General features: G+C 31.6%; 21 protein-coding genes. 2 read left to right on the top strand and 19 right to left on the bottom strand.

The window, feature by feature from the left end; genetic code table 11:
* Positions 1 to 40: 40 nt before the first annotated feature.
* The 11 genes from tgt to hflX all read right to left on the bottom strand — a co-directional run bounded on the left by tgt (position 41) and on the right by hflX (position 11,965).
* Positions 41 to 1,171 (bottom strand): tRNA guanosine(34) transglycosylase Tgt, encoded by a 1,131-nt coding sequence (gene tgt, locus IAI10_RS12485; protein WP_315673603.1) that lies wholly within the window; start codon positions 1,169 to 1,171, stop codon positions 41 to 43.
* 32 nt (positions 1,172 to 1,203) lie between these two features.
* Entirely contained in the window at positions 1,204 to 2,229 is a 1,026-nt protein-coding gene (gene queA / locus IAI10_RS12480) for a tRNA preQ1(34) S-adenosylmethionine ribosyltransferase-isomerase QueA (protein WP_315673602.1), read from the bottom strand.
* A 16-nt stretch (positions 2,230 to 2,245) separates the two neighbouring features.
* Positions 2,246 to 3,277 (bottom strand): Holliday junction branch migration DNA helicase RuvB, encoded by a 1,032-nt coding sequence (gene ruvB, locus IAI10_RS12475; RefSeq protein ID WP_315673615.1) that lies wholly within the window; start codon positions 3,275 to 3,277, stop codon positions 2,246 to 2,248.
* A 16-nt stretch (positions 3,278 to 3,293) separates the two neighbouring features.
* Positions 3,294 to 3,890: a Holliday junction branch migration protein RuvA gene (ruvA, locus tag IAI10_RS12470; RefSeq protein WP_315673601.1), complete on the bottom strand. Its 597-nt coding sequence runs from the start codon at positions 3,888 to 3,890 to the stop codon at positions 3,294 to 3,296.
* A 296-nt stretch (positions 3,891 to 4,186) separates the two neighbouring features.
* Positions 4,187 to 4,783 carry a hypothetical protein gene (locus IAI10_RS12465; RefSeq protein WP_315673600.1) on the bottom strand — a complete coding sequence of 199 codons (597 nt, stop codon included), beginning with the start codon at positions 4,781 to 4,783 and terminating at the stop codon, positions 4,187 to 4,189.
* Between the two features lie 61 nt (positions 4,784 to 4,844).
* Positions 4,845 to 5,816, bottom strand: coding sequence for a tocopherol cyclase family protein (locus tag IAI10_RS12460; protein ID WP_315673599.1), 972 nt, complete (start codon positions 5,814 to 5,816; stop codon positions 4,845 to 4,847).
* Positions 5,817 to 6,196: 380 nt separating this feature from the next.
* Complete coding sequence (locus IAI10_RS12455) at positions 6,197 to 6,937, bottom strand: YebC/PmpR family DNA-binding transcriptional regulator (protein ID WP_315673598.1); 741 nt, start codon at positions 6,935 to 6,937, stop codon at positions 6,197 to 6,199.
* A 175-nt stretch (positions 6,938 to 7,112) separates the two neighbouring features.
* Positions 7,113 to 7,757: a YigZ family protein gene (locus tag IAI10_RS12450; RefSeq protein ID WP_315673597.1), complete on the bottom strand. Its 645-nt coding sequence runs from the start codon at positions 7,755 to 7,757 to the stop codon at positions 7,113 to 7,115.
* 8 nt (positions 7,758 to 7,765) lie between these two features.
* On the bottom strand, positions 7,766 to 9,181 hold the full coding sequence (locus IAI10_RS12445; protein WP_315673596.1) for a PLP-dependent aminotransferase family protein: 1,416 nt from the start codon (positions 9,179 to 9,181) through the stop codon (positions 7,766 to 7,768).
* 5 nt (positions 9,182 to 9,186) lie between these two features.
* Positions 9,187 to 10,083 carry a nucleotidyltransferase domain-containing protein gene (locus tag IAI10_RS12440; protein ID WP_315673595.1) on the bottom strand — a complete coding sequence of 299 codons (897 nt, stop codon included), beginning with the start codon at positions 10,081 to 10,083 and terminating at the stop codon, positions 9,187 to 9,189.
* Between the two features lie 82 nt (positions 10,084 to 10,165).
* Entirely contained in the window at positions 10,166 to 11,965 is a 1,800-nt protein-coding gene (hflX, locus tag IAI10_RS12435) for a GTPase HflX (RefSeq protein ID WP_315673594.1), read from the bottom strand.
* A gap of 237 nt (positions 11,966 to 12,202) precedes the next feature.
* Between hflX and hpt the strand changes: the two genes are divergently transcribed.
* A complete protein-coding gene (gene hpt / locus IAI10_RS12430; RefSeq protein WP_315673593.1) occupies positions 12,203 to 12,724 on the top strand; it encodes a hypoxanthine phosphoribosyltransferase in 522 nt (173 codons plus the stop codon).
* Positions 12,725 to 12,810: 86 nt separating this feature from the next.
* On the opposite strand, the gene yunB is transcribed toward hpt, so the two are convergent.
* Positions 12,811 to 13,470, bottom strand: coding sequence for a sporulation protein YunB (yunB, locus tag IAI10_RS12425; protein ID WP_315673592.1), 660 nt, complete (start codon positions 13,468 to 13,470; stop codon positions 12,811 to 12,813).
* Positions 13,471 to 13,682: 212 nt separating this feature from the next.
* On the opposite strand from yunB, the gene IAI10_RS12420 reads away from it, so the two are divergent.
* Positions 13,683 to 15,902: a PBP1A family penicillin-binding protein gene (locus IAI10_RS12420; protein WP_315673591.1), complete on the top strand. Its 2,220-nt coding sequence runs from the start codon at positions 13,683 to 13,685 to the stop codon at positions 15,900 to 15,902.
* Between the two features lie 107 nt (positions 15,903 to 16,009).
* Here IAI10_RS12420 and IAI10_RS12415 read toward each other — a convergent pair whose 3' ends face one another.
* The 7 genes from IAI10_RS12415 to IAI10_RS12385 all read right to left on the bottom strand — a co-directional run bounded on the left by IAI10_RS12415 (position 16,010) and on the right by IAI10_RS12385 (position 22,845).
* Positions 16,010 to 16,693 (bottom strand): LrgB family protein, encoded by a 684-nt coding sequence (locus IAI10_RS12415; protein WP_315673590.1) that lies wholly within the window; start codon positions 16,691 to 16,693, stop codon positions 16,010 to 16,012.
* Positions 16,690 to 17,040: a CidA/LrgA family protein gene (locus IAI10_RS12410; protein WP_315673589.1), complete on the bottom strand. Its 351-nt coding sequence runs from the start codon at positions 17,038 to 17,040 to the stop codon at positions 16,690 to 16,692. Before IAI10_RS12410 ends, IAI10_RS12415 begins: the two co-directional genes overlap by 4 nt.
* Positions 17,041 to 17,158: 118 nt before the next feature.
* A complete protein-coding gene (locus IAI10_RS12405) occupies positions 17,159 to 18,655 on the bottom strand; it encodes a HAMP domain-containing sensor histidine kinase (protein ID WP_315673588.1) in 1,497 nt (498 codons plus the stop codon).
* On the bottom strand, positions 18,645 to 19,331 hold the full coding sequence (locus tag IAI10_RS12400; protein WP_315673587.1) for a response regulator transcription factor: 687 nt from the start codon (positions 19,329 to 19,331) through the stop codon (positions 18,645 to 18,647). Before IAI10_RS12400 ends, IAI10_RS12405 begins: the two co-directional genes overlap by 11 nt.
* Before the next feature lie 268 nt (positions 19,332 to 19,599).
* Positions 19,600 to 20,805 (bottom strand): ABC transporter permease, encoded by a 1,206-nt coding sequence (locus IAI10_RS12395; protein ID WP_315673586.1) that lies wholly within the window; start codon positions 20,803 to 20,805, stop codon positions 19,600 to 19,602.
* Positions 20,802 to 21,527: an ABC transporter ATP-binding protein gene (locus IAI10_RS12390; protein ID WP_315673614.1), complete on the bottom strand. Its 726-nt coding sequence runs from the start codon at positions 21,525 to 21,527 to the stop codon at positions 20,802 to 20,804. The genes IAI10_RS12395 and IAI10_RS12390 overlap by 4 nt, the downstream gene beginning before the upstream one ends.
* Before the next feature lie 25 nt (positions 21,528 to 21,552).
* Positions 21,553 to 22,845, bottom strand: a complete 1,293-nt coding sequence (locus tag IAI10_RS12385) for an efflux RND transporter periplasmic adaptor subunit (protein ID WP_315673585.1) — start codon at positions 22,843 to 22,845, stop codon at positions 21,553 to 21,555.
* Positions 22,846 to 22,850 lie beyond the last annotated feature (5 nt).

Here is a 22,850-nt window from a genome sequence, read left to right as displayed (position 1 = left end):
CCTCCTGTAATAATTAAAATATTATGTACTCAATATGATTTTATACGTTTCTGTTAAATTCTTCAATAAATTTATTTTTAAAATTAGAAAAATCGTTATTATCCAATGCATTTCTTATATCTTCCATCAATTTATTGTAAAAATATAGATTGTGAATAACACACAGTCTCATCGCAAGCATCTCTTTTGCTTTGAAAAGATGTCTTATATAAGCCCTAGTATAATTTTTACAAGTAGGACAATTACATTCCTTATCGACAGGACCATTATCTAATTCATATTTTGCATTCATCATATTTATTTTTCCTTGCCTTGTAAATACATGTCCATGCCTTCCATTTCTAGCTGGAAGCACACAATCGAAGAAGTCTATGCCTCTCTCAACTGCTTCTAATATGTTAAGTGGTGTACCAACTCCCATAAGGTAAATAGGTTTATCTTCTGGAAGATGAGGAACTACGCTTTCAATAATTCTATACATTTCTTCATGAGTTTCTCCAACTGCCAATCCACCAATAGCATATCCATCCAAATTAAGCTTTGAAATTTCTTTTGCATGTTCGATTCTTATATCGTCATATACTCCGCCTTGATTTATTCCAAAAAGCATTTGATGCTTATTTATGGTATCTTCCATAGCATTAAGCTTTTTCATTTCTTCCATGCATCTATAAAGCCATCTAGTGGTTCTTTCTACAGATTTTTTAACATATTCCTTTGGAGAAGGATTAGGAATACATTCATCAAAAGCCATAGCTATAGTAGAAGCTAAATGGCTTTGTATCCTCATGCTCTCTTCTGGTCCCATGAATATTCTTTTTCCATCTATATGTGAATTAAAATATACTCCCTCTTCTTGGATTTTTCTTATACCAGCTAAAGAAAACACTTGAAATCCACCTGAATCAGTAAGTATAGGCCTATCCCAATTCATAAATTTATGCAGTCCCCCAAGCTTGTAAACTGTCTCATCTCCTGGTCTTAAGTGGAGATGATAAGTATTAGAAAGTTCAACCTGACAGCCTATCTCTCTTAAATCCATAGAGGAAACAGCTCCTTTTATGGCAGCCAATGTTCCTACATTCATAAATACTGGAGTTTGAATTTCTCCATGAACAGTTGTAAACACTCCTCTTTTAGCATTACCTTCTTTTTTTAAAACTTTAAACATATGTAACACATCCTTAGTTGCACTATTTTTTCTTATTTAATAAACATAGCATCCCCAAAGCTAAAAAATCTAAACTTCTCTTCTACGGCTCTATTATAAGCATTCATAATATTTTCTTTTCCGGCTATGGAACTTACTAACATTATTAAAGTCGATTGAGGAAGATGAAAATTAGTAATCATGGTATCTACTATTTTAAACTTGTAACCAGGATATATAAATATATCTGTCCATCCACTCTTAGCATTTACATAGCCGCTTCCATCACCTATTGTTTCTAAAGTTCTGCAAGATGTGGTTCCTACAGCTACTACTCTATTTCCAGATCTTTTTGCTGCGTTAATAATTTCAGCATTTTCCTCATTAAGCACATAAAATTCTGAATGCATTTTATGCTCTTCAATGATTTCTACTTTCACAGGTCTAAAGGTCCCAAGACCCACATGAAGCGTTAGATAGGCTATCTTGATTCCCTTTTCTTCGATTCTTTTTAATAGCTCTTTAGTGAAGTGAAGTCCTGCAGTAGGAGCAGCCGCAGACCCAGTTTCTCTCGAATAAACAGTCTGATATCTTTCTTTATCCTCAAGAGTTTCCTTAATATATGGTGGCAAAGGCATCTGGCCTAATTTATCCAAGATTTCTTCAAATATTCCCTCATATTCAAATTCTACAATTCTATTTCCTTCTTCAACTATGTCTACTACAGTTGCTTTTAAAATACCGTCCCCAAATAAAAACTCAGTTCCAATTTTCGCCTTTTTCCCAGGCTTCACTAAAGTTTCCCAACGATTATTAGCTAATCTTTTAAGTAATAAAAATTCAATCTTTCCACCTGAATCTTTCTTCTCGCCAATTAGCCTTGCTGGAATAACTCTTGTATCATTAAGTACCAAGCAGTCTCCCTCATTTAGATATTCTATAATATTCTTGAATATTTCAAGTTTTATATCACCAGTTTTTTTATCAAGTACCATCAATCTAGATTCATCTCTATTTTCAATAGGATGTTGAGCTATAAGCTCCTCTGGTAAATAAAAATCAAAATCACTTACTTTCAATATAATGCACCTCTTTTTATTCTTCATCAAACATTGTAAATTGTTCAATATCTTGATTTTTTTTTCTGTTTAAATGGTTATAAGACTTATCCGTAGCCATTCTCCCTCTAGGAGTTCTTAGTATGAACCCTTTTTGCAAAAGATAAGGTTCGTACACATCTTCTATTGTATCAAGTTCCTCGCCAATGAAATAGGATAAAGTTTCTATTCCTACAGGTCCTCCGGAAAAATTATCAATTATTGCTTGAAGAATCTTGTTATCAATTCTATCAAATCCTTCAGAATCCACTTCTAATAGTTCTAAAGCTTTTTTAGCAGAGTCTAAAGTAACGGTTTCTTCTCCTTTAACTTCTGAGTAGTCCCTTACTCTTTTCATAAGTCTTATAGCTATTCTTGGAGTTCCTCTTGACCTCTTCGCAACTTCAAAGGCAGCATCATCTTCCATGGTACATCCTAAAATAGCTGCGGACCTTACCACTATTTCTTTTAGCTCCTCAGTTTCATAAAATTCCATGGAGCACAGCACTCCGAATCTGTCTCTCAATGGAGAAGTAAGCATGCCAACTCTTGTGGTTGCACCAATTAGTGTAAATCTAGGTAGGTCAAGCCTTATGGACTTAGCAGAAGCTCCCTTACCTATAACTATATCGAGAGCATAATCTTCCATAGCAGGATATAAAATTTCCTCAACACTTCTGTTTAGCCTATGAATTTCGTCTATAAATAACACGTCGTTATTGCTCAAGGTAGTTAATATAGCTGCTAAATCTCCAGCTCTTTCAATAGCCGGGCCAGAAGTTATTTTTAGATTTCCACCCATTTCATTTGCTATTATATTTGCCAAAGTAGTCTTTCCAAGACCAGGTGGTCCATATAGCAATACATGATCCAGAGCTTCATTTCTGTTCTGAGCAGCTTTTATAAATACCTTAAGTTTTTCTTTAACTTTCTTTTGTCCTATGTACTCATTCAAACTTTGTGGTCTTAGGCTATATTCAATATTGCTGTCATTAATTGAACTTACTGCTGATACTAATCTTTCATCCATCATAACAAACCCTCTTTTAACTCATAAGTTGCCTTAATGCACTTTTAATCACTGACTCTAGTGTATTATTTAAATTAATATTATTTAGTACATTCTCGCACTCTCTTTCTGTATATCCCAATGTAAGAAGTGCTTCTAAAGCCTCAGAATAGATTGAATTATTTTCAACAAAAATATCTTCTACTCCTGATGAATTAGTATTTTTTGCAGTAATTTTAAGCTTATCTTTAAGTTCTAATATTATTCTCTGAGCTAATTTTTTACCTACTCCAGGAGCTCTAGTTATAAGTTTTTCATCATTACTGCTTATAGCATACTTAAGTTTTTCTACATCCATTATAGATAATATGGATAAAGCTGCCTTTGCGCCAACTCCATTTATATTTACTAGCTGAAGAAACATTTCTAATTCTTCTCTGCTTATAAATCCATACAGACCAATAAAGTCTTCCCTTACTATCTGATGTATGTATAAAAGTATTTCTTCATCAATTTTAGGAAGCATCGTAAGGGTGCTGCCAGGTACATATATCTTATATCCTATGCCATTATTTTCTATAGTAACATAATCCTTGTAAAATCCTGCATACTTCCCTTTTATATAATCATACATATTACCATCACTCCTAGGAAATAAATAGACAAACAATGTCTAAAATATACTTTACCATCACTAAAAAAATAATTCAAGGAAAAAGAAATTCACTAAATGAAAGATATGCAGGTTATTTAATCATCTAGAAAATTAAAAAATCACTATTTTAGTAATTATAAAATAAGCTATGTTTCACAAATATTGATATTTTAAAATCATTCTATGGAAGTCATCATGATTTTATATAGCATACATCAATATTTTAACATAGCCTCTCGAACTGAAGGTAATTTTATTTATTTTGCGTAGCACTTTTAAGAACTTAGGGACATTAAATTGTTTTGTGCCTCTTCTTTTGTATCAAACACATAAGCGTACTTTTCCAAGTCCATTCTTACCTTGGTAGGTAGTATTAATTTATTCATATCAGTTACGTCACTATTCATATCTTCAATATAAAGCTTTCCTTCTGAACTGCATTTAAATATTGCTACAAATCCTTTCGGCGTTACCCCTAAGTAATATTTATTAGGTACGTACATGCTATTTTTTAAAAATGTTAATCCATTTTCATCTTCATTTACAAATGTGAAGCCTTGTTTTGTAAAATACTTTTTCACATTTGAAATGCTTAGTTTTCCATCTACATCACTGGCTACTTCTTTTAATTGAATTTTTTTACTCTCCACAAGCACATTACTATTCATTATATTTAAAGTCACACTGGTAGAATCAGAAAATATTTTTTCTACTTGGCTAGTGTTCACCACTTTGCTGTCACTAATTTTATTTCTATCAGATGTTTTTGAATTACTTGTTAAAATATTATTTGTAATATAGAAGCTAGCGATAAATATTGATATAGCCGCCAAACTATAAATTATCGTATATTTCAATTTTTTTATCTTCATAATATCACTCCTCAGTGACATTATTGACAATTTTATCTATTATTATTCAAATATAAAAACATTAAAAGTTCATTATTTCTATGCTTGAAAGATTACTTTCATCCAAATAAGTGTCATGCTTTCTTTTATCATATAAACATATTTTTATATTCCCTAAAATACCTTCCTTAACTATACCCTTCATGTTTCCATTTTGTGGTGCAATAAAATCACAAGCTTCTTTTATAGAAGTTTCAATCCTTAGGATAGCTTTATTATTTTCAATTAGCACCTCTATTTCTTTATGATTCACTTTCTTAATTTTTATTTTACTTTTGTTATATGTAGCAAATCTATACTCTTTATGGTCTAATACCAAATTGCATATGTATCCTTTAAAAGCTTTTTTCATAAATGGTATATGAGCTATAGATAAAAACAAACTGGTATTAGCATTTTCAAAGCTATTGCACTGTACCCATATATATTCTTTTGGAAATGAAGTCCCCCAATCCTTTTCTATATAGCCCTTTCCATCATTAAAATTTACTACATGCTCGTTTATTTTTAATTGGCCATCAATTTTGTGATTCATGCTCATTATTCCATGATAACATTCCATATTGGGTATATATGCAAAGCATCCCATTATGTTGGGTGTCAAAATTGATTTTTTTATTTCCTCAAAACTATGCAATTTTATATTTCCATTTATATTTATTTTATCATTACATAAATTTAAATTAATTTCAGATTTTGAAAAGCTGTTGTCTCCTATATTAATTATGAAAGGATTATTTTTATATTTGAAGTCTTGAGCAGGATATCTCACATATCCATTATACATTTCGAATTTTCCATCTATATCCCTGTTTACAAATAAATATTGTAAAAAGCTATGCGGATCATTTTTAAATAGGCTTATGCCTGGTATAAGAATCAAAATTTTACTTTCATCCTTTGAAATTTGCTTATAATACCATCCTTCAAAATAATTATTTTTATTTAAATTTCCCTGAAACAGAATAGGATCTTTAATTTTTTTTAAAAACATACTGTGAACTCCCTATTATTGCAAAAATATTTATTTTTTATTTTTTGTTCGCCCTCTTATTAACCAATATACTGATATTGATAAAAAAAATAAAACATATACCCACTGAAGAAAGGATTGAAAATCCAGTAAATACTTTATCACTATATTATCACCCTGTTTATTTTTATTTATAATGCATGTTTAAGCTAAAATCATATATATTCAGATAAAGTATAATATAACCTTATGGCTATTAAGTTATTCTCAAATAATAAAAATTCTTCAAGCAACTTAGTCACATAAAAAAACACTCCTCTGTATCATACAAAAGAGTGCTTTTTTTAATAGGTAATCATATTTAATTGAATTTTAAATTTATTCAATCCGCCTTTAAACTTTTAGTCTTCCCATCCTTCTGGGAATTCTGCATTGTGATAAACATCTTGAACATCATCATCGTCTTCAAGAGCATCTAACATCTTTTGGAATTTTGTTGCAGTTTCATCATCAATAGCAGTGTATGTATCTGGTATCATCTTAACTTCTGCTTCTAAAAATTCTAATCCATTAGCTTCTAAAGCTTCTCTTACTGAACTGAAATCTTCTACAGAAGTTGTAACAACATATACTTCATCTTCTGCTGAAAAATCTTCTGCTCCTGCATCTAGTGCCATCATCATTAATTCATCTTCATCTAGAGAATCATTTTTTTCTATAACAATTTCAGCTTTTTGCTGGAACATGAAACTTACGCAGCCACTGGAACCCATATTGCCGCCATGCTTTGTAAAGGCATGTCTAACATTTCCTGCACTTCTGTTTTTATTATCTGTAAGCACATTAACTATTACAGCTATTCCTGAAGGACCATATCCTTCGTATACTATTTCTTCATAGTTGATAGAATCCATCTCTCCTGCTGCTTTCTTTATGGATCTTGCTATAGTATCAGAAGGCATGTTATTTGATTTAGCTTTAGCTATAACATCTCTTAATTTACTATTTGTTTCAACACTTGCTCCACCATTTTTTACGGCCAATACAATTTCTTTACCTATCTTAGTAAAGGCCTTACCCCTTTTAGCATCAGCCTTTCCTTTCTTAGCTTGAATATTATGCCATTTTGAATGTCCTGACATGGTATTTCCTCCCAACAGTTTTATATTTAACATTATTTTATATTCTAAGTATAACTTTAATAAGGAAATTGCATAATTACATTTTTACTCTCGTAAGAAAAATAAATATTTAATTATACAAATTCTCAAACAATAAAGCCACAATAAAATCCGTAAATATTATATCATTTATGGATTATCTGTCAAGAATGGTATCCCCTTCTTTAAAGTATATACCTTCTTCTTTCTTAATTATGCTTATTTTATTATTTGTTATATCAATTAGAGAACTTTTAATATTATCATATTCTTCTGTCAAGCTCAGTATAGTTATAGCTACCACATCGCTATAATCTGTGTTTATTATCTGCCATCCTTTAGCATTAAAATGATATTGTATTTTTCCTAGAGCATCATAATCTATATGAACGAGCATCTTTACAGCTCTCACTTTTTCAATAACTCCTGCAGATTTTATAGCCATTGACGCCGCCTTTGTATATGCTCTTATAAGTCCAGCTGCGCCTAAAAGAGTTCCTCCAAAATACCTAGTTACCACCACTACAGCATCCGTGATTTCATTTCTCTTAATAACTTCCAGTACCGGAATTCCTCCAGTACCCTGTGGCTCTCCATCGTCACTATATCTCTGTATTTCCATATTTTCTCCTATTACATAAGAGAAAACATTATGTCTTGCTTCTTTATGCTTAGATTTTATAGCATTAATAAAACTTCTGGCTTCCTCCTCATTTTCTACTCTAGCTATTCTTCCTATAAAAATAGACTTTTTTTCTTCAAATTGTTCCTCAGCATGCTCTTTTACTGTTTTATAGCTCACCTTCACACCTATTTTCTATGTTTTTTTATTATACTTAGTATAATATCTATACCTCTATCTATACTTTCTTCCTCTGTTTGAGAAAATCCTATTCTAAAATGCCTTCTACCTTCCTTAGAACTTCGATGAAACATTCCACCCGGAGTTATTAATACTTTTTCCTCTCTGCACCTTTTAAATAACTCAAAGGTGTCTATATTTATGTAGTCACAAATTTTAATATATATGTACAATCCACCTCCGGGAGGATTAAATTCTATTAGGTCACCTTTATATTCATTAAGTTTTTCTATTATGCATTTATACCTAGCTGAGTATGTAGTATTTATATAATTGAGATGCTTTAGCCAATAGTCATTCTTAAGATACAGCTCTAAAGCTCTTTGCATTAAGCTAGAGGTAGATATTTCAGAGCTTATTTTAGCATTCTGTATAGTTTCTCTATAGCATTCAGGCGCGATAACATATCCCAATCTAATGCTTGGCAGAAACAGTTTAGAAAAACTTTTTATATATATTACTCTTTCCTTATCATCCATGCTTTTTAGTGATTTATATTTTACTCTATCATCATATATTAACTCGGATAGATAATCATCTTCTATTATATAAAAATCATATTTATTAGCTAACTTTAAAAGAACTTTCTTTTTCTCTAAGGAATAGGACATAGAAGTAGGATTTTGGAAATAACTCATCATATACAGAAATTTAACTTTATTTTTCTTAAGCAATTCTGTTAATGAAATTATATCTATGCCATCTTCTTGCATCTCTATTTCAAATATATTAGCTTTCTTCCATCCGAAAGCAGACAAAGCACCTGTGTAAGTGGGCTTTTCTACCACCACCACATCATTATTATTTATTAAGGAACGGCTTATAATATCAATTCCCTGCTGGGCTCCAGATACTATAAGTATATCATCCTTGTTAAACTTTTGATTCCAAAAATGGTTAACAATACTTTCTCTTAGTCCATCATATCCTAGAAAATCCTGATAAACTAAGGCATCAACACCATCCCGCTCTAAAACATCATTTAGTACTTTCTTAAAGATATCTATAGGAAATAAGGTATTACTTGCAGATTCACCAGTAAAATCTATATATTTTTTTAGTTCTTCACTAGGCAATTTTTTAAATATATCAGAATATTGTTTTCTTATAACTTTATAGCCTTCCTTTTTTTGAGCAAAACTTCCGCTGCCTGGTTTTTGAATTATATAACCTTCCTCTTCCAATCTTTTGTATGCATTTACAATAGTGACTTTATTAACATCCAATTCTAAAGAAAGCTGCCTGATGGTAGGCATCTTTTCTCCGTCACCTATAATTCCTCTATCTATTCTAGATTTAAAATATTGATATATTTGTACATATTTAGGCGTATCATTTTCTTTAATAAAATTTTTATTAATCATTTTATCTAAATGTAATATACATTTTCCATAGAAATAATTTTACTGCTGCTTAGTTTAAATTCTCTGCTGCTTTTTTTGATTATATTTCTTTTCCAAAGTTCATTTAATATGTATTCTACATCAATATCATAATTTTCAAATAGTATATCATTCTTTATGTCCTCAGCACTTAGCATTATATCTTTCTTTTTCATATATTCTATTAAAAGCGAAGAAATTTCTTTTATTTTTGAGTCAATTTCCATATCAAAAAATTCTATAGCATAATTAATACTTTCCTTCAAATTATCTTTATTGAAAATAAGCTTATTTATGCAGGTCTTAAAATTATCATTTAGATTCATGGTCATGTTCATTATATCTCTGCTAATCATATGACCAGAAAAATTAAGATACATCCGTCCATAATCTTCTGCACAGGACATCACTATACTGTAAGCAGTAGCTATTCTATCACTATATATATATTTTTTGCATAAACTAATATTCTTAAGCAGCTTTCCAAGATAAACCACATTCCATCTTTCTCGATCTAAATCAGGATAGTATCGTCCGTTATTATATCTGTTAGTTACCTCATCATCCTTAGAAAATATTAACCTGGAAGAAGCAAATATTCTATGAATAAAGCCTCCTCTTAAGTCACTTTCATGAAGCTGCAAAAATTTATTTTTACTCATGATTTTTATATGTATCGGAACAGTTTTTTCAGTAGTATAAATGTTTTTAATTGAATCTGGTTCATCTCTGGTTATAACAAAAAAATCTATATCAGATTCTTCCCATAAATCCCCAGAAACCATACTTCCAAAGACCATGGCAGCTAATACCTCTTCATTCTTCTTCAATCTTTCAACAACCGCATTAAAAGACTTTTGGTACTTTATAATAGGCTTATTCACTCCTTTTCCCCCAATCAAAAATACTATTATCCAAGCTTATTATAATACAATAGCAAAGAATTACAATATTGAAAAACATTATTTATTCTATGGTATATTTTTTGCACTTATTTAACACTTCATCATCTACTTCTACCTTCATATATACACCATTATCCCTATATTCTTCAGCAATAACATTGCCATTTCTGTGAAGATACGCCGCAATACTGCTATCTGCATAGGGCACAAGAAATTCAATCTGCTTAAGCTTTTGAGGCAGACTTTCACAAATAGCACCTAAAAGCTTATCTAGATTTAACCCACTTTTTGCAGATATATTTATGATATTTATGTATTGGTTACTTCCCTCTAACCTATCCCTTATAGCATTAACTTCAGCCTCAGCTATAATATCTACTTTATTTAGCACTAATATTTTAGGTAAATTAAAAGCATTTAATTCAGTAAGTACCTCTTCTACCGCAGCTATTTTTTCAAATATTTCTGGTGAAGCAGCATCAACAACATGGACTAGTAAATCTGAATAAATAACTTCTTCTAAAGTTGATTTAAAGGATTCCACAAGATCATGAGGTAATTTTCTAACAAAGCCTACAGTGTCAGTTAGTGTAATAACTCTATTATCCTTTAATAATATTGCTCTGGTAGTAGTATCTAAAGTTGCAAAAAGCATATCTGCCTCGAATACCCTTTCCTTGTTAGAACTTTCCTTAGGGAGAGCTATTTCACAAAATTTATTTCTGAGGGTAGACTTTCCAGCATTCGTATACCCTACTAAAGATACTTTAGGCACATTATCTTTATTTCTTCTCTCTCTCTGAACCTCTCTTATTTTCTGAGCCTTCTCAAGTTCTTTCTTTAAGTCATATATTCTTTCTTTTATGTGTCTTCTATCTGTCTCTAATTTTTTCTCTCCTGGCCCCCTAGTTCCTATGCCACCGCCAGTTCTAGAAAGCACCGTACCAAGTCCCATTAATCTAGTGGATCTATATTTTAGCTGAGCTAACTCTACTTGAATCTTCGCTTCTCTGGATCTAGCTCTTCTTGCGAATATATCAAGTATTAATGTGGTTCTATCAATAACCTTTACTCCAGTAGCATCTTCTAAATTTCTGACCTGTGAACCAGTAAGTTCATCATCAAATATGATTAAATTAGCATTTTCAATTTGGCATAACTCAGATATCTCTTGCACTTTACCGCTTCCAACATAAAACGCTGTATCTATTTTACTTCTGCTTTGAGAAATCCTCCCCACGGTATTAACTTCACAGGCTTCAGCCAATTCTTCCAATTCATCAAGGCTTTCATAACTGTCACATCCTACTAAAATAGCTCTTTCACTTAAATCTTCTTCTAAATTGTTTTCAATAATATCATTTTCAATATCATTAATTTTCTTATCTATATTTATTCCCATTGCTTTTTCTATATTTATATCTTCTATTAATTCAGCTTTTAAAGCACAATTAGAAACGTCACAGAATCCTACTGTTATTTTTATCTCTTCATTGCTATTTAAAGCTATGGCTGCAATAAGATCTAATTTCATTCTAAGAAGAGCTGATATATCAAGAGCTGACAATCTGCTTATACCGTTTGGATGAGTATGGATTATCCTTATTCCAGACAACTTTTTTTCTTTTATATCTATCATAGGCATATCAACACTAGTGCTGTCACCTACAGAAACAAATCTAATCTTACCTTTTCTGTCGTAAGCTAAACTTATTTCTCTACCCAATTTATCAGTAAAATACAGCATGCTGTTTACTATACTTTCATTTAACATTTCTCCCTTTGCCAGCTTTTCATCATATAACTTCTCTAATTGATAAATATAATTATCCTTAATACCTTCAATGTTTCCATATATCAAATATATCACTCCTAAAGCTTTTATAAAATCTATTCTTATGCTTTGAATTATTAATTAATTTTATACTATTAACTTTCCATTGTAAATCACCTTTTTATAAGTGCTGAATTTGATAAAGCATAATTCATATTCCTCCCAAACATAATCTTTTAATATTGAATTTTATATAATTCTAATGTATATTAGTTATTAATTGCATATTATTTTTTTACATAGAATTCAACTTTGGAGGTAACAATGGAAGAAAGAAAGAGAAATATAATTATTTCTGAAGAGGAAATAAAAAATAAAGTATCAGAGTTAGGCGCTATAATTGGTGATGACTATAAGGATAAAAAACTATATGTTTTATCTCTTTTAAGAGGGAGTTTTATATATGCTGCTGATTTAGTAAGAGCTATTGATGCTCCTGCAAAGATAGGTTTTATGACCACATCTAGCTATGGTCACAGTGAAACTTCCTCTGGTAAAGTAAAGGTGGTAAATGATATCTCTGATGATGTTACTGGATATGATGTATTGATTGTAGATGATATTGTAGACACTGGTATAACTATGGAATTTGTTGTTGATTATATCAAAGGCAAGGGTGCAAATTCTGTAAAAACATGCGTGCTCCTAGATAAACCAACCAGAAGAAAGGTTGATATAAGACCAGATTATTGCTGCTTTGAAATACCTGATGTATTTGTAGTAGGCTATGGCTTAAACTACGGCGATTACTACAGAAACATCCCTTATGTTTTTAATTGGGAATAAGTATAAAAATCTATAGAGCTTCAACTTCTCACTACACAATATGTGGTTTCCAGAAGCTGAAGCTCTATTTTTTTTCATATATAAATCTATTTATTAGGCAGTGTAGTACCTGAGCGTTCCAAATCAAAATTTACAGATGTATTAGGCACTTTTCCTATTATCACTGTCTCACTTAAAGGAACTTCATTGTTTACTTGAATATCACTGCTATCCGTAGGTGCTATTATTCTCATACTGGTTTTAACCTGTACATAAATTCTATGTATTGATTGATTAATACCTGCTCCTTGAAATTCAGATTTATACTTTACCTCTATGCTTCCTATAGGTTCCATTTTTACGCTTATAGCTGGTCCCATATTAGATATTATGTTATTCTTAAATACATATCCTAGTGGTACCTTTATTCCTACTTTTCCATATTCCTTTAGGTCCTTTTGACACTTTATAGATATATTGCAAGCTATATTATTAAGTTTTAATGTATCCGCCTGCATCATAACTATATTACCAGAGGAATCTCTCTCGAAGCTCATTATTTTATTATAATCAAAATTACTACTATAAATGTCTAATATGTTTTTATTAATTATATCCAAAGCTTCTGCTTTCATTTCACTTTCAGCAATGCTCATAACTACAGGGGTTATTGTTCTATCAACTGCATATAATAATATATTTACGCAAACTATTATCAAAATAATAGGTATTAGTAACTTCTTATAAAGAGTTTTCTTTTTCTTCAACTCTTTCCTCCCTATTAAATTTGTAATTACCTATAATTAATATATGTTCGTATAATATATATAGAACATTTAAAATAAATTGGACTATTTGCACTTCAAACTCATCACCCATAAACTATAAAAAATATTAATTTCATTCAATATTTTTGGGGATTGTGTTATAATTATTTAGAATTGGCAAGAATACATACATACACGTATTAGGAGGAATTATGAAAAAGAAGAAAAAAAAGAAATCACGAAAGTTTATAAAATATACATTCCTAACGATTTTTCTTATTATACTTTTTACTTCCGTGGCTTTAGCAGGAATTGTACTTGCTATGATAAAGACCGCTCCTCAATTAGATGTAAATAGTATACTAAATTTGAATCAGCCTTCTGTGCTTTATGACAATAAAGGAAATCTGATGGATGAAGCACCTACTGATTTAAAAAGAGAAACAGTGGCTTTAAAAGATGTACCTGATAATCTTAAAAATGCTTTTATAAGTATAGAGGATGAAAGATTTTATCAGCATCATGGTATTGATCCTAAGAGAATTGTAGGCTCAGCTTTAATAGACGTAGAGAGAATATTTAAAAGTCAAAGTGGATTGAATGGAGCCTCTACATTAACTCAGCAGCTTATAAAAAACACTGTGCTGTCAAATGAGGTAACTCCAAAAAGAAAAATTCAAGAAATGTATTTATCTACTGAACTTGAAAAAGCTTTAAGTAAAGATCAGATATTAGAAGCCTACCTAAATACTATCAACTTAGGCGGTAATATTTACGGCGTACAAAAAGCTGCCAAGCAGTACTTCAGTAAAGATGTAAAAGACTTAAATTTAATTCAATGTGCTTATATTGCAGGAGTTACACAAAATCCATCAAAATATTCGGTTCTTTTAAACTATGCTAAGAAGAATCCTTCAGATTACATAAACAGGACTAAAACTGTACTTGCTAAAATGAAAGAACTGGGACATATAGATGAAAAAGCTTATGAAAGCGCTATTGCAGATATAAACGCTGGCAAATTAAACCCTAATACATTTCAGTTTCCTAAATCAGAAACTGCTAATAAATTAAATTATGAATGGTTTTCACGTCCAGCCATGGATCAAGTAAAAGCTGACCTTATATCTCAATATAACTATAGTGATGAAGAGGTTCAAAAGCTTTTAATGTATGGTGGTTTAAAAATATATACTACTATGGATAGATCCCTGCAAGATAATGTACAAAACATAATTAATGACAATAAAAATTATAACGGTGTTTCAACAGGAGATTTAAATGACCCTAAAAATGTGGTTCAGCCTCAGGCTTCTGCTGTTATAATGGATTATAGAACTGGTGAAGTAAGAGTAATAATAGGTGGAAGAGGAAATCAGCCAGCAAATTCATATAACAGAGCAGCATCAACTAGCTATATACGTCCTACAGGTTCTTCAATAAAACCTATAACTGTATATTCCCCAGCAATAGATACTAAACAGGCTACTGCTGCTACAATCATAGAAGATTCACCACTATCTCCCGATATAGGCAAACAATGGCCTAACGCTGATGGCAGTCCTTATAATCCTTCAAACTATGATACAGAAGGTTTTATGGGTAATGTCACCATCAGAGAAGCTTTAAGAAGATCCATAAACCTAGTTGCAATTAAACTTGAATATCAAATAGGATTAAAAACAGGCGCCTCCTATGCAGAAAAGTTCGGAATACATTTTTCAAAGACAGAAGCTCAAAGTTTATCTGCTCTTTCACTAGGTCAGTTTGAAGGATCAAACACCTTACAAATGTCTGCAGCATTTGGTACTTTTGCTAACGGCGGTACTTATACTACTCCAAAGCTTTATACTAAGGTAGTAGATAAAACAGGTAAAGTTCTCCTAGAAAATAAAACTACTACAAGAAAAATACTTAGTCCACAAAGCGCTTATATTATGTATGATTTGTTAAAAGGTCCTACTAGCAGCTTGCCAGGAGCCACTGCCTCCTCTGCAAAATTCAGTGACATGCCGGCAGCAGGTAAAACTGGTACCTCCTCAAACAAAAAAGATTTTTGGTTTTGCGGAGTTACTCCTTATTATAGTGGAGCTGTTTGGATAGGTAATGATAGAAAAACACCTTATACTGGTGTAAGCAGTTATACTTCCGCTACAATATGGGGAAAAATTATGTCCGTCGCTCACCAAGGATTACAAGTTAAAGACATAGATGTGCCAGATGGTATTAAGCAAGTCTCTGTATCTGGCAAAACCGGAAAATTATCAGATGCAGCAACTGACCCAAATGCTTATGCTGAATGGTTCATAGACGGTACAGAACCTACTCAGATTGACGATTCTGCATCCACCGATACAAACAAAATACCATTTTCAGTATCCTATAATAGTACCTATACTCCTGCCATAGTAGCTCAATCAGCTAACGACTAGAATAAAATAATTGCTGCCAAACTAATTAACAATAAATTGGTTTGGCAGCAATTTTATTTGCAATAAAAAAGCACCGCAAAATTCTATTGCGATACCTTCTCATTACTTTATTTAAATAGTACTGTAGTTATTATGACCGTCATTAAAGCTGCTATTCCTATTGAAAGTCCGCTCATAGCACCTTCAATCTCTCCCATTTCCATTGCTTTAGAGGTTCCAACAGCATGAGATGCAGTACCAATAGCTATTCCCCTTGCTACGCCATCATGGATTTTAAAAACCTTACATACTATAGGAGCCACTATAGCACCTATAATCCCTGTAATTATTATAGCCGCTACAGTTATAGAAGGAATTCCACCTATTTGCTTAGATACCTGCATACCGACAGGGGTAGTAATAGATTTTGGTATCAAAGATCTTCCTACGTCATGTCTCATTCCCAATAATTGGGTTGACAAATATACTGTAGATATAGATGTTAAGCACCCCACCGTTATTCCCACTATTATTTGCAAAAAATTTTTCTTAAGTACATTTATTTGCTTATAAAGCGGAACGGCTAATATTACAGTAGCTGGTGCCAAAAACATGGATATGTAATCTCCTCCAATGTTATAGAACTCAACATCTATTTTGAATAATTTCAAAAATAGCACCACAATTATTATTCCTACTAATAATGGGTTAAAAATAGGTAGCTTAGTTTTTCTATTTAAAAATAAGCCTATTTCGTAAGCTAATATGGATACTATAATCCCAAACATGGGACTTGTTAGTAAATCTTTCAATTCTTTTTACCTCTTTTCATTAGTTGAACTGTATGTCCAGTTACTACCATAACAAGTATTGTTGTAATAACTGAAATTCCCAATATATCTGCTCCGTTAGCTTTTATCAATCCCATTACAGCTATTAAACCAACGCCTGCTGGTACGAAAAAAAACGCCAAATGATCCAGTAAAAAGGTTGTTATTTCTTCTATCATTTCTAATTTTATTATGCCTAAACATAAGAATATGAATAGTATAACCATGCCGATAACACTACCTGGAATAGGCGCCTTAAAAAAATCTTGAATCCCTTGTCCTGCAAAACAAATAATTAGTATTAGTGCAAATTGTCTCAATAGTTTCATTTGTTCCTTCTCCTTCATCAAATAATACCATAAGAATTATTTTAGCACCCTATATGATAAATAACAAGGCAAGGAAATACAACATTATACTAATTAAAACGACAACATTTAATGCTTATTAAAGTTTAGGAATTGTAAAATAAAATTTTACTCCCATATGGCTATTTATCACACCATAAGAGTATTCATGTCTTACAAGTATGTTTTTTACTATAGAAAGTCCTATTCCAGTCCCTCCTAATTTTCTATTTCTAGATTTATCAGCCTTATAGAATTGATCCCATATTTTATTAATATCTTCATCTGCTATACTGGGGCCAGAATTTTCAATTGAAATAGTTACGCTATCTAAATTAGCCGTCATAAAAAAGTTTATAGCTCCGCCTTCTTCCACATGCTTTAAAGCATTGGTCATAAAATTAGTGATGACTTGTTCCATCCTATTCCAATCCGCATATACCTTAGTTCCCTCTATTAATTTTTCCTGTAAATTTATGTGCTTTTCTTCTATCATGGAAGAATACTTTCTAAGTGTAAAATGTATCAATTCATCAATATAAAATTCCTCTTTCTTTAGTTTGAAATTACCTGCTTCTAGCTGTGAGAGATCTAACATATCAGTTACTAAACTGCTCATTTTTCTAGCTTCATCAATAATTATATCTAAATAGTAATCCTTATCTTCATTCTCAAAAATATCATCCTTTAACCCTACCGCATATCCATCTATAAGTGATATTGGCGTTTTTAACTCATGGGAAACTGCAGCTATAAATTCTTTTCTCATTTTCTCTAGGTTTCTTTCTTTTTCAATATCTTCTTCTAACTTTTCATTAGCATCTTTTAAAGTAGTTAATGCATTGTTTAAATTTTCAGAAAGAAAATTTAAGGATGCCCCCACATTTCCTATTTCATCCTTACTATCCACATCACATTTTTCATTGAAATCTAATTTTGCCATTTTTGTTGCCACTCTATTTATTTTTACTAAAGGCTTAGCTATCATATTTGAATATATTAAAGACATCAATAGAGTTAAAAATGCAGCTCCTATATAAAAATAAACATAAAAATCTTTTATTACCTTAGAGGCTTCATTTACTGGCTGAAGTGAGTTAACCGCAAATATAACCTCATTTTTAGATGAGTTCGGCGTAACATTAAATAATACTTTTGATGCCATTGGACGCTGCTTTGATACAACAGTAGTACTTATATTTTCGTTTATATAATTAGTTTGATTACCATTAGTTTCAATCCAATTATCCGCAAATTGCTTGAGCATCATTAATTTTATATCATTCGCTCTTCCATCTCCAGTTGATCCATTAACGGGAATAAATGCTCCTTGTACAATTTCTTTTACTATAAGAATTCGTATATTATTAGTCATTTCATATGATGCCAAAACTAAATCTTGATTTTCTGCACTATTAGCAGAATTATATTCTTTTTTAAATTTATCTATAGTGTCAGTTAATTCGCTCTTCTTTCTACTAATGTAAAATTGCTCAAAAAATAAGGATTGAGTTATTAAAGTTCCACTAACAAAAACTGCAAATATTAAGGTTGTAATTATAAAAAGTTTTTTAGCTATTCCTATATTACTTTTCATTTTTCACCTCGAATTTATATCCAGTCCCCCTTATCGTAGATATCAAATATGCTTTATCTCCTAACTTTTCTCTAAGCCTTTTAATATGAGTATCTACAGTTCGCAAATCTCCGAAATAATCTATTCCCCATATATTATCCAGTATCTTTTCTCTGCTTAGAACTATATTTCTATTGGTTGCAAAATATATTAATAAATCATATTCTTTAGGCGATAAATATATCTCTTCATCATCCACAGTAACACTGTGAGATAGTTCATCAATATGAACTCCATCAAATATTAATTCCTGTTTTATTCTAACTTTCGATACATAAGTTCTATTTAAAAGTGATTTAACATTAGCCACAAGCAGCTTAGCATTAAATGGTTTTGTAATATAATTATCCGTACCCAGTTCAAATCCTAAGAGCTTATCATCATCTTCCGATTTTGCAGTGAGCAAAATAACAGGAATTTCAGAAATATTTCTGATTTCCCTGCAGGCAGTCCAGCCATCCATCACGGGCATCATTATATCTAAAATAATTAAATGAATTACTTCTGTTTTAAATTTTTTTAATGCTTCCAGACCATTTTCGGCTTCTATTACTCTGTATCCTTCTCTTTTTAAATAAGCGCCAATAAGATGCCTTATTCTTTCTTCGTCGTCTACCACAAGTATAGTTTCATTCATATAACTCACCTTTCTCTAAAATTTTATTTTAATTAAAATATTGTAACGAAATTAATACAGCTCTTTCTATAAATTATCTCGCTACAACTATATAACTATACAACTAGTTATATAGTCGTATAGTTATATAGTTGCCATTAATTTAATCATATCTTAATAAACACTCTATTTAAAACATAATTTTGGTATAAAAAAGTTGTTGCGCAACTAACAAGCAGTTAGTTGTGCAACATTCTCTTAATCTACAGTAATTCATATATTTATTATATCATTCAAATCTCAATGCATCTATAGGATTTAATTTTGAAGCTTTACTTGCTGGATATATTCCAAATATTATTCCCACCAATACTGAAAACAAACATGCTTCCATGACTACATTATTAGTAATCAGTATAGAATAATTCAAAAATTTCTCTGCCAGGTAAGCTCCAATATATCCAAATAAAATTCCAAGTACACCACCTATTGTACTTATAGTTGCAGCTTCAATTATAAATTGCATCATTATAGAACGTCTTTTTGCTCCAATTGCTTTTCTTATTCCTATTTCTCTAGTTCTTTCAATTACTGATACGAGCATTATGTTCATGATTCCAATTCCACCTACGATTAGTGATATGGCCGCAGTACCCGCCAGCATAGTAGTTAAGCTTTCAGTGGTGGAACTTGCTGTTTCCAAAAGACTAGTCTGATCAAATATTCTATAATTAGTATTTGAACTTGTAGAAGTCGAAGAAGAGGTTGATGCAATAGTTTTATATTTTTTATCAAGAAATAACTTTATATATGACATAGCTTCATCAACTTTATCCTTACTTGCAGCTTCTACATAATATGTTTTAATACTAGTGTTTTGAAGCAATCGTTCCGCAGTAGATAATGGAAGGATTATTTTATCATCACCGGACCCGCTTGATGAACTTCCTTCTGACTGAAGTACTCCAACTATTGTAAATTCTATTCCATTAACATACATAGTTTGGCCGACAACATTAGTGGTACCAAATAAGTTAGTTGCAGTTTCTGTACCTATAACCAACACTTTAAATCTGTTTTCAATATCTCTATCCTGTATGAATCTTCCTGATTGAACACTTAATTTTCTTACTGTTTCGTAGTTAGGATTACTTGCTTCCAAGCTTGTTGTTGTAGATGTATCTCCAGCCTTAATATTAACATTCGAACCTGTAAGCACAGGAGCTATTTCTTTTATTCCTGGTTTTGTACTTAAAGCCTTAACTTCGCTGTCAGATATATTTATACTTCTTCTACTCATAAGATTTACAGTAATAAGATTAGTCCCTAATTTTTCTATTTGATCGGCTACTTGCTGCTTTGTGCCTTGACCAAGACCTACCAAAACTATTACTGAGGAAATGCCTATGATTATACCAAGCATCGTAAGAAATGCTCTCATCTTATTGCTCCATATAGAAGCCATAGCCATTTTAAATAATCTTCCTATTATCATAATTTCACCTCTTTGTCTTCAGGCACATTCGGAATATCCTCCATTATTTTGCCATCTCTAACTGTTATAATTCTCTCAGCTTCTGAAGCTATATCCCTATCATGAGTTATCATTACTATAGTGTTTCCTTCTTTATTTAAGTCTTTCATCATTTGTAGAACTTCCTTACCAGTTTTGCTGTCCAAAGCACCTGTCGGTTCATCTGCCAATATTATTTGAGGATCAGTAACCAACGCCCTTGCAATTGCCACTCTTTGCTTCTGACCTCCAGAAAGCTCAGTAGGCTTATGCTTTAAATGATTTTCCAGTCCAACTTTCTTCAATGCTTCTTTTGATTTTTCTCTAGCATTTTTACCACTTACCCCTTGATAGAATAGAGGAATAGCTACATTATCTATAATGCTAAGTTTAGGCAGCAAATTATAGTTTTGAAATACAAATCCTATTTTTTTATTTCTTATATCTGCAAGCTTTGAGTCACTGCATCTTGTATTTAATCCGTCTAATACATATTCCCCTTTACTTGCTGTATCTAGACATCCTATTATATTCATCAGAGTTGATTTACCAGCTCCAGAAGGTCCAACAATTGCAACATATTCCCCTTCTCTTATGCTAAGGGTTATATTATCAAGTGCAATAAATTCAGAACTTCCCATTATATAAGTCTTATTGATACCCTTCATGCTAATAACTTCTTTTTTTATAGCATTATTTGTCATATAATCATCTCCCAGCATAAATACTTTATTTTCCACCTGTAGAACCTGATGAACGTGAGCCTCCGCTAAAGCTTCCACCGCCCATGCTTCCGCCTCCGAATCCTCCGCCCATACTGGATCCGAATGCACTTCTTTGTGAGTTGCTGTTAGTAGTAGTGCTAACCTTTGGAAGTTCTACTAAGAGTTTTTCTCCTTCAGTTACTCCCTCAGTTACTTCAATGTAATTTTCATTCTGTAGTCCAGTCTTTATTTCTACAAGTTTACCTTTATTATTAGTGATTCCAGAAGATCTGCTTTGATTCCCGCTGAAATTACTATTTCCTTGAGAGTAGCCTTGACTGTTACTTCCATAGCTTCTTCTGCTCTGTCCAGTGCTACTACCGCTATTGCTGCTTCCACTATTACTATTTCCACTATTACTTTCACTTGAGGAACTTGTACCATCATCTACTCTTACATAATCTTTTCCATTTTGTTCAATTAAAGCTTCTGCTGGAATAGTCAATACATTTTCTTTACTCTGTGCTACAATACTTACATTCGCAGTCATACCAAGTTTGATCCCATCTGGATTAGTTATTGATACTGTAACTGGATAAGTAGTAACATTATTTGAACTAGTTCCTGTCTGAGCTATTGACTCTACTGTTCCTTCAAAAGTTTTTCCTGAAATAGCTCCAAAGGTAAGATTAGCTTTTTGACCAACATTTACTTTAGCTATATCTAATTCATCTACATCAACTTTTACCTTTAAAGAGCTTGTATCTATGATTGATACTATTGCTTTTCCTGATTGGATATCATCACCGTTATTATTATTTACTGCAACCACCATCCCGTCAATAGGAGATGTAAGTGTAGCTTTAGTTACTTGCTGTTTTGCATAATCTAAATCTCTTTGTGCTTGGTCTACAGAAATCTGCTGCATAGCTTTATCCGAGTCAGTTTTAGCATTATCAAGCTGCAACTGCGCTTTTTCTAGATTAGTTTCTGCACTATCAACATTTTGCTGAAGTGTATCACTGTTTACGACTGCTATAGTATCTCCTTTTTTTACAGTATCTCCAACTTTAACAGTAAGATTTTGTACTTCACCTGAATTATTAGCAACAATATCTTTGGTAACATCAGCAGTTACACTGCCTGTACCTTGCACATCAACTTCTAAGTTTCTTTTTGCTGCAGTGACGGTCATATATGAATTAGCAGAAACATTAGTTTTGGTACCAGTTATTTTTTTGTAACCAAAATATCCACCTACTCCAATCCCACTGATTAATAAACAAGCTACTAATATTTTTATAACTGTCTTTTTCATTGTTA

The sequence above is a fragment of the Clostridium sp. 19966 genome, assembly GCF_032335695.1.
Classification (GTDB): domain Bacteria; phylum Bacillota; class Clostridia; order Clostridiales; family Clostridiaceae; genus JACTOJ01.
The sequence above is the reverse complement of the archived record's forward strand: the minus strand, read 5'-3'. Positions and strand labels throughout refer to the sequence as shown.

Coding starts and splice junctions, on each gene's coding strand:
- IAI10_RS12420 (WP_315673591.1), top strand. CDS start 13,683: ATGAAAAAGAAGAAAAAAAAGAAATCACGAAAGTTTATAAAATATACA.
- IAI10_RS12405 (WP_315673588.1), bottom strand. CDS start 18,655: ATGAAAAGTAATATAGGAATAGCTAAAAAACTTTTTATAATTACAACC.
- IAI10_RS12455 (WP_315673598.1), bottom strand. CDS start 6,937: ATGTCAGGACATTCAAAATGGCATAATATTCAAGCTAAGAAAGGAAAG.
- IAI10_RS12390 (WP_315673614.1), bottom strand. CDS start 21,527: ATGACAAATAATGCTATAAAAAAAGAAGTTATTAGCATGAAGGGTATC.
- ruvB (WP_315673615.1), bottom strand. CDS start 3,277: ATGGATGAAAGATTAGTATCAGCAGTAAGTTCAATTAATGACAGCAAT.
- tgt (WP_315673603.1), bottom strand. CDS start 1,171: ATGTTTAAAGTTTTAAAAAAAGAAGGTAATGCTAAAAGAGGAGTGTTT.
- IAI10_RS12410 (WP_315673589.1), bottom strand. CDS start 17,040: ATGAAACTATTGAGACAATTTGCACTAATACTAATTATTTGTTTTGCA.
- IAI10_RS12395 (WP_315673586.1), bottom strand. CDS start 20,805: ATGATAATAGGAAGATTATTTAAAATGGCTATGGCTTCTATATGGAGC.
- ruvA (WP_315673601.1), bottom strand. CDS start 3,890: ATGTATGATTATATAAAAGGGAAGTATGCAGGATTTTACAAGGATTAT.
- IAI10_RS12445 (WP_315673596.1), bottom strand. CDS start 9,181: ATGATTAATAAAAATTTTATTAAAGAAAATGATACGCCTAAATATGTA.
- IAI10_RS12385 (WP_315673585.1), bottom strand. CDS start 22,845: ATGAAAAAGACAGTTATAAAAATATTAGTAGCTTGTTTATTAATCAGT.
- hpt (WP_315673593.1), top strand. CDS start 12,203: ATGGAAGAAAGAAAGAGAAATATAATTATTTCTGAAGAGGAAATAAAA.
- IAI10_RS12460 (WP_315673599.1), bottom strand. CDS start 5,816: ATGTTTTTAAAAAAAATTAAAGATCCTATTCTGTTTCAGGGAAATTTA.
- IAI10_RS12465 (WP_315673600.1), bottom strand. CDS start 4,783: ATGAAGATAAAAAAATTGAAATATACGATAATTTATAGTTTGGCGGCT.
- IAI10_RS12400 (WP_315673587.1), bottom strand. CDS start 19,331: ATGAATGAAACTATACTTGTGGTAGACGACGAAGAAAGAATAAGGCAT.